This window comes from Affinundibacterium flavidum, from assembly GCF_014284175.1.
Taxonomy (GTDB): domain Bacteria; phylum Pseudomonadota; class Gammaproteobacteria; order Burkholderiales; family Burkholderiaceae_D; genus Undibacterium; species Undibacterium flavidum.
On record NZ_JACOGA010000015.1, the window covers coordinates 63,643 to 71,006 of the forward strand.

Here is a 7,364-nt window from a genome sequence, read left to right on the forward strand (position 1 = left end):
ACAAATAAGTGCCGAAATATAATGGAAAAAAACAATATCGGCTACACAATTTGTTTTTATTTTGAAAATAAATGATGAAAAGCGATGAGATGATATGCTAGAGGAAATTTAATTGCAATTTGCAAATAAAATTATCACAATTAAATTTCCACAAGGGAAATATGGGAAGTTTGAAAAGAATTTGGTCAGCTTGTGTTTTATTTTGCATGCATTTTATGCAAAAAAAAATGCAAATATTTACTTAATTTTGAGAAATCATCAACCTATACATAAAAATCACATCAGAAGAACTTATAAGTCGCCCCCTACGTTCACCTATTCATAAAACAAAATTCACAATGTGTTTTATGAAACACAATATTGAAATTTAACTTTACTCATTATTTTCAATTGACTTGACGATTCTTCCCAAAGAAAGGAATAACACCAATATTTATTAAAAATATCAATGCAACGATGACACATATTGCATAGAAAAAAGGCGGTGGCAATCGATGATATTTCGTCTTCGCCATCCAAGTCTTACCATGATCGTCGGAGACAAATATCATCCCATTTTCGCCAACGAGCCACGCTTCTTTTTCGTCGTTGCTATAGCGAACTATATTGAGAATCGCATCCGAATTTACTTTATGTTCTCTCCAATGTTGACCGCTGTCATCACTGGCAATCAGGTAACCAAAACGACGACTGACGGCAATGCCATGTTTACCATCTTTGGTCAAACTTAACCAAGAAACCTCGTAAGAAGACTTAGATTTATATTGTACCCAGCCATGTCCGCTCTCGTTAAGCACCTCAGTGTTGCGAAACAAAGGATTATTTGTTACAGCTTCAACTAACCCCTCGCTTCTTGCGCCACCTCTTGTTTCAAAACTTTGAGATTGTTTATCAGCATTTGCCTTTTTCACTAAAGTACAAAATGGACTTGATAAAAACTCGACTTGCTCTTTCCAAATTTGGACGTCGCCGACGCTGCCTTGAGTATACGGTAGCTCGCAGAATCCACCACCAGCAAGTTTTCTTCTATTTACGTTATTTAGTATTTCGTTATCAATGCTCGACCATGTTAAACCACTATCAAAACTGGAATAGACCGCATTATGTGTGTAAACCAGAACTTCTTTTCCATTACGAGATAAGATAAAGCCATCCGGAATATTTTTTTCATCATCGCTCAATAACGAATTTTCGTTAGATGGATTTAACAGTAGTTCTCGCCATGTCTTACCACCATCACGGGTCGAGATAAGTCGAGATGAATAGTTCCGCCAATTTCCTAAAACAATTCCAATCTGACCCGTCATATCGAAACTCACAAATGATCGAAATTGTCGATTCGATTCCTCTTGCTCCTTCATTTCAAAGACTTGCTCCCAACTGTCGCCAGCATCAGTCGAGCGCCACATTCCAAGATTACTTACAAACCATGCTTTCTCGCTTTGGCGATCAACACTAATATCAACAATATTGGGGGCGATAGAACTCGCTTTGACTTCCGGAGCGCTTCCGTCGTAACGGAGTTTAAGAATTGTCCCCATGTTACCTACCACCCAAAGATTGCCACCTGCAGTAAGCAATTTGTTCGCGCGGAAACCTCTCCGTTTAGGGAGTGGCCTCCACGTAAGACCAGCATCGTTAGTTTCAAATATTGTCTGAATATCGCCAGGTCCGGTATCGAGAGCCCATCCAAATGTACCTTCATCGGCAAAAAGAATTTCGCTGAAAAAAGCACCAGCCTCTACATGTTTAACTTTCCATTGCCGCCCTCCATCCTGAGATTCAAAAAGCGTTGCATTATCCGCTGCGATCCAGACTTTCTTCCCGTCGCGACCTAGATGTAGGCTATTGAAGCTTGGGAGAGTTAACCGTTTACTCAATATCAAAGTTGTTGAACTTTTCCCCTCCAATTCTGCGCTATCTAAAGCACGCCAATGCATTCCACCATCAGCAGTCGTCAAGACGGTATTTTCCCCGACTGCCCATCCTATTTGTCCGTCGTCGCTGAAAGCAATTTGTTTAAGCGCACCTGCACTATCCACATTCACAGGCTGATATGGACGATGCCAAGTCAAACCATTATTCTCGGTATAACTAATGCTACCTCGCTCACCGACTATGAACAAACGCTTTAGTACTCGATTCCAGGTCACGCCAAGAACATGGGATTGGTAAGGAAAATTTTCGAGATTTTCTGATAACTGATTCCAAGAGTGACCACCATCAGCACTGATAAACAGTTGTGTCGTGCCGTCTCCCATATGATCACGCTTCGATCCAGCAATTACCCAAACATAAACACCGTCATCGCTGATTGCGAGACTAGAATAATTCGCGTTAACGCCTATCTCGCTTAATTTTTTCCAAGTCTCACCACCGTCTTCACTCGTGACGATGGAGCCTGTTTTTGTCAAAACCCAAAAACGTTGTCCATCACTAGTCGACGCTACATCAATCAAATCTTGGCCACCTATGTTTCCTACTTTTCGGACATGCCGATTAATTTCGATTGGACAAGTCCACCACGCTTTCGAATAAGCTTTCGGAGCAACATCAAACTGCTCTCCACAAACACCCATTGAGCTCTGAAATCGTATGGCAATTACAATCACGAATAACAATAAAAAGCAGATTAGGTAGCGCCAGATAGAAGTCTTCATAGCATTCTTAAATAATCCTAATAGTTTCAAAAAAATTCCCCCTCCGCAACAATCTCCTGAAAATCAAACAAGATTCATCAGGAGATTGTTAGAAATTACACCCCACCTCCAAATGCCTGCATCATCTCTTTCATCAAGGTTGCACTGACCGTTTTATCCAGTCCTTGTAACCAGGCGTCCATGGATGCATTGCTTTCCGCCGTATCTGCATGCAGACTCGCCATTCGTTGCGTATTCGAAACGCCAGTAGCATAGCTGCTTGCCGTAGCAACCAGCTGACTGACGACGAGGCTCGCATTGGCGAAACTATTAGCGAGTACTGCGGTGTTATTCACGTAACTCACGTAGGGATTGACACCTACAGGGTTCGTGCACGCAGAGCCTGACAACAGTTGTACTTGGAAAGACTTGCTGGTACTGGCGCTAGAACTATAGAGGCTCTCTGTCGTCGTCGAGCGAACCGTGACATTGAAACTCGTCACACTCGCATCGGCCAAACGAACGCTCAATTTCGCCAGGTTCCATCCAGTCAAATCAATCGCACCCGTGGTAGAAGTGACTGTGAGACTCCGCGTACCATCACTTAAACGTGCACCCACTGGTAGACCAAGCAGTTCATTGATCAGACTTTCATTTGGATTGCTTCCCGTTAAACGTGCATCGATGGCCGGCAAAGCGGTATTTCCACCCACAAGGCCGTACACCGTCGTTGCCGTTTTCGGTAGGGTTTCGATGACATCGATATTGTCGATCATCGCTCCTTTTACACTGCTCATATCAGCACCGCCTTCCAGTCTGATGCTGACCGTTTGCGGTCCGCCGTTGCCTCTGAAGTTAAAGCTTAAAGCTTGCCAGTTAAGCGCCGAGTTGGGGCTTGTATTGCTGTAAGTACCTACCAACTGTCCATCAACATACACGCCGATTCTGGCGTTGGCGGCATTCGAACCCGGTGGCGCGGCGTATTGCAGATTCATCGTGTATTGGGCATCGGCAATGGTGTTGAGGGTTTGGTTGATACCTAATGATTGATACTGTGTATTGCCGCAACCTGCGTTATAGCTATTGGTTAAGTTCAACCATGTATCATATGCACAGGATCCACCAGGGCCTTGTACCGTCACTGCGTTACCGCTCGCATTTTTCATCACATCACCACTCGCCCACAACGGGAATGCTGCTTGCTTACCTGCATTAGCAGGTGACAAACTCCAGTTCGCTAAACTGCCACCAACAATCAAATCGGCACCGTAGTCATCATCACTGCAGGCTTGCTGCCAATTCGTGTCGATGACTTCACGACTCAGGATTGCGTCACTTGGCGATAAATTAAGATTCGCTGCAAGCGCTAAGGCATCGATTTGAATTGCCAGATTTTGTGAAACGGTGGCGGTACTGGTGCTGCCATTTTCCTTGGTGGTTGCCACGACTTGAACATTCAGGCGACCGCTGAAACCAGCAGGTGGAGTGAAGGATAAGGCATTGGTATTCCAACCAGTGATGTTGGCGACGGTATTGTTCGCTGTGGCAGTGAAACTTCTCACGCCATCAGAAACAACGCATCCTACTGGTAAGCCGGCCAAACTTAATTGCAAAGTTTCCGAGCCATCAGTATCGGTCAAGGCGGCATCAATGCCTTGTAAAATGACTTTGCCACCTGTCACACCACGATTTAACTGTATCGTCTCTGCCAAGGCAATATTGTCTAACATCATGCCACGACCACCCGCTTCTCGTGCACCTGCTTCTGTGACGATCTGCAATACTTGGGCACCACCTTTACCCGTAAAACTGATATTTGCATGCTGCCAATTGAGCGCGGATGCGCCACTGGTATTGTTGTAGGTCGCGATCTTCACACCATCTAAATAGACACCAACTTGCGTATAGGCACTGCTGTAACCTAAGCGACCCGCTAAATCAAAACTCAGGTTGTAGGTCGCGCCCTTGTCTGTATTAACACTGCGAGAGATACCTAAGGTTTGTGCCAAGCTGTCAGCCGCATCATTGAGCTCTAACCAGTTATTGCCATTGCCTGCTGCTGCATTGACGGTCCGTAACGTGCCGTTGTTGTCAGCCATCTGATCACCATTACTCCAGATTTCAAATCCGTTTTTACCTCCCGCCTGTTTGTCACCTGTGGTGATCAGGTTCCAACCATCAAACACGGTTCCGGTAACCAACGTCGAGGACTTGTCGGCGTTCGCAGCAGACTCCCAGTCAGTATCGAACAGTTGATGCGTGATGCTCGTGCCCACCAATTGCAAGCTGGCTGCGTCCGCGATGGCGGTGATGTCCACATTCACCACCGCACTATTGCTGGTCAACTGACCATCTGACACTGCAAAACCAATACGTGCGTAATGCTGTTTCATATTGCCATAGCCGACCGTGGTGTAGCTACTGTTGCCAGAAGCATTCGCTGCGGGCACAAAACGCAATTTGGCGGCATCAATATCTGCACGACTAAATTGATCATTCAATACGACACTGACCCATGTCGCCACACCATTGACGAGAACCGATTTCTGCAAACTACCATCGGCTGGTAAGGCGTTAATGATGAGTTTGAGTGGATCGCCATCCACATCCGATACAGCAAAATCACTCCAGCGTAATGTAATGACAGTATCTTCTAAGCCAGTAACTGTGGAGTTTTGTGCGACTGGGGCATGATTAGCGTCGATCACCGTGATGGCGACCGTTGCTACGTTAGAATCAACTTTGCCGTCATTCACAACGTAAGTGAAACTATCTACACCAACATAGCCCGTGGTGGCCACGAAGGTGTAGCTACCATCGGCATTTTTTGTCAAACTGCCATGCGCTGGGGTATTGACGATACGAACTGTCAAGGTATCACCGTCGATATCAGCAGCCGTTGCTAATGGACGAATGACGATACTTTGATTCTTGTTCAGGCTAATCGCTTGATTGCTCAAGGTTGGTGCATCGTTGACTGCTGTCACTGTCAACGCAACTGTGGCGACGTTCGAATCCACTTTGCCGTCGTTGACGACATAGCTGAAGGTATCGCTACCGTTATAGTTCGCCGCTGGTGTGTATTTGAAACTACCGTTGGCATTGACCGTGATCGTACCGTGCGCTGGTTGCGTTACGACACGGGCCGTTAATACGTCGCCATCGATATCTGCCGCTGTGACGAATGGCAAGATTGTGATGGTGCTGTCTTCTGCCAAAGTCACCGCTTGATTGCTCAAGGTTGGTGCGTCATTGACTGCTGTCACTGTTAAGGCAACTGTGGCGACATTCGAATCAACTTTACCATCATTGACCACATAGCTAAAGGTATCACTACCGTTATAGTTCGCCGCTGGCGTGTACGTGAAGCTGCCATTCGCATTGATTGTGATCGTACCGTGCGCTGGTTGCGTTACTACGCGAGCCGTTAAGACGTCTCCATCGATATCTGCCGCTGTCACGAATGGCAAGATTGTGATGGTGCTGTCCTCTGCCAAAGTCACCGCTTGATTGCTCAAGGTTGGTGCATCATTGACTGCAGTGACCGTCAAACTCACAGTCGCTTCATTTGAATCGACCGTGCCATCGTTAACCACATAGCTGAAAGAATCACTACCGTTGTAGTTCGCCGCTGGTGTGTATTTGAAACTACCGTTGGCATTGACCGTGATCGTACCGTGCACTGGTTGCATTACTATGCGAGCCGTTAATGCATCACCGTCGATATCGTTTGCTGTCACGAACGGCAGAATCGTAATGGTGCTGTCTTCCGCCAAAGTCACCGCTTGATTGCTCAAGGTTGGTGCGTCGTTGACTGCTGTCACTGTCAAGGCAACTGTAGCGACGTTCGAATCCACTTTGCCGTCGTTGACGACATAGCTGAAGGTATCGCTACCGTTGTAGTTCGCCGCTGGCGTGTACGTGAAACTACCGTTCGCATTGATCGTGATCGTACCGTGCGCTGGTTGCGTTACTATGCGAGCCGTTAATGTATCACCGTCAATATCGTTCGCCGTGACAAATGGCAGAATCGTGATCGTGCTGTCTTCTGCCAAAGTCACCGCTTGATTGCTCAAGGTTGGTGCGTCATTGACTGCTGTCACTGTTAAGGCAACTGTGGCGACATTCGAATCAACTTTACCATCATTGACCACATAGCTAAAGGTATCACTACCGTTATAGTTCGCCGCTGGCGTGTACGTGAAACTACCGTTCGCATTGATCGTGATCGTACCGTGCGCTGGTTGCGTTACTATGCGAGCCGTTAATGTATCACCGTCAATATCGTTCGCCGTGACAAATGGCAGAATCGTGATCGTGCTGTCCTCTGCCAAAGTCACCGCTTGATTGCTCAAGGTTGGTGCGTCATTGACTGCTGCCACTGTCAAGCTCACTGTCGCTTCATTTGAATCGACCGTGCCATCGTTAACCACATAGCTGAAGGTATCGCTACCGTTGTAGTTCGCCGCTGGTGTGTACGTAAAACCACCGTTCGCATTGATCGTGATTGTGCCGTGCGCTGGTTGCGTTACTATGCGAGCAGTTAAGACATCACCATCGATATCTGCCGCTGTGACAAATGGCAGAATCGTGATCGTGCTGTCCTCTGCCAAAGTCACCGCTTGATTGCTCAAGGTCGGTGCATCATTAACTGCAGCGACCGTCAAACTCACAGTCGCTTCATTTGAATCGACCGTACCATCGTTGACCACATAGCTGAAGGAA

At 46.5% G+C, this 7,364-nt stretch carries 2 protein-coding genes; both read right to left on the bottom strand.

Features of this window, described 5'->3' with window-relative positions; translation table 11 throughout:
* Nucleotides 1-386: 386 nt before the first annotated feature.
* The gene (locus tag H8K55_RS15910; protein WP_186943051.1) at nucleotides 387-2,660 is read right to left on the bottom strand and encodes a WD40/YVTN/BNR-like repeat-containing protein; all 2,274 of its coding nucleotides are present in this window, start codon (nucleotides 2,658-2,660) and stop codon (nucleotides 387-389) included.
* Nucleotides 2,661-2,755: 95 nt separating this feature from the next.
* Nucleotides 2,756-7,364: tandem-95 repeat protein (locus tag H8K55_RS15915; RefSeq protein WP_186943052.1), on the bottom strand; the 4,609-nt coding region annotated here is incomplete at its 5' end.

Coding starts and splice junctions, on each gene's coding strand:
- H8K55_RS15910 (WP_186943051.1), bottom strand. CDS start 2,660: ATGAAGACTTCTATCTGGCGCTACCTAATCTGCTTTTTATTGTTATTC.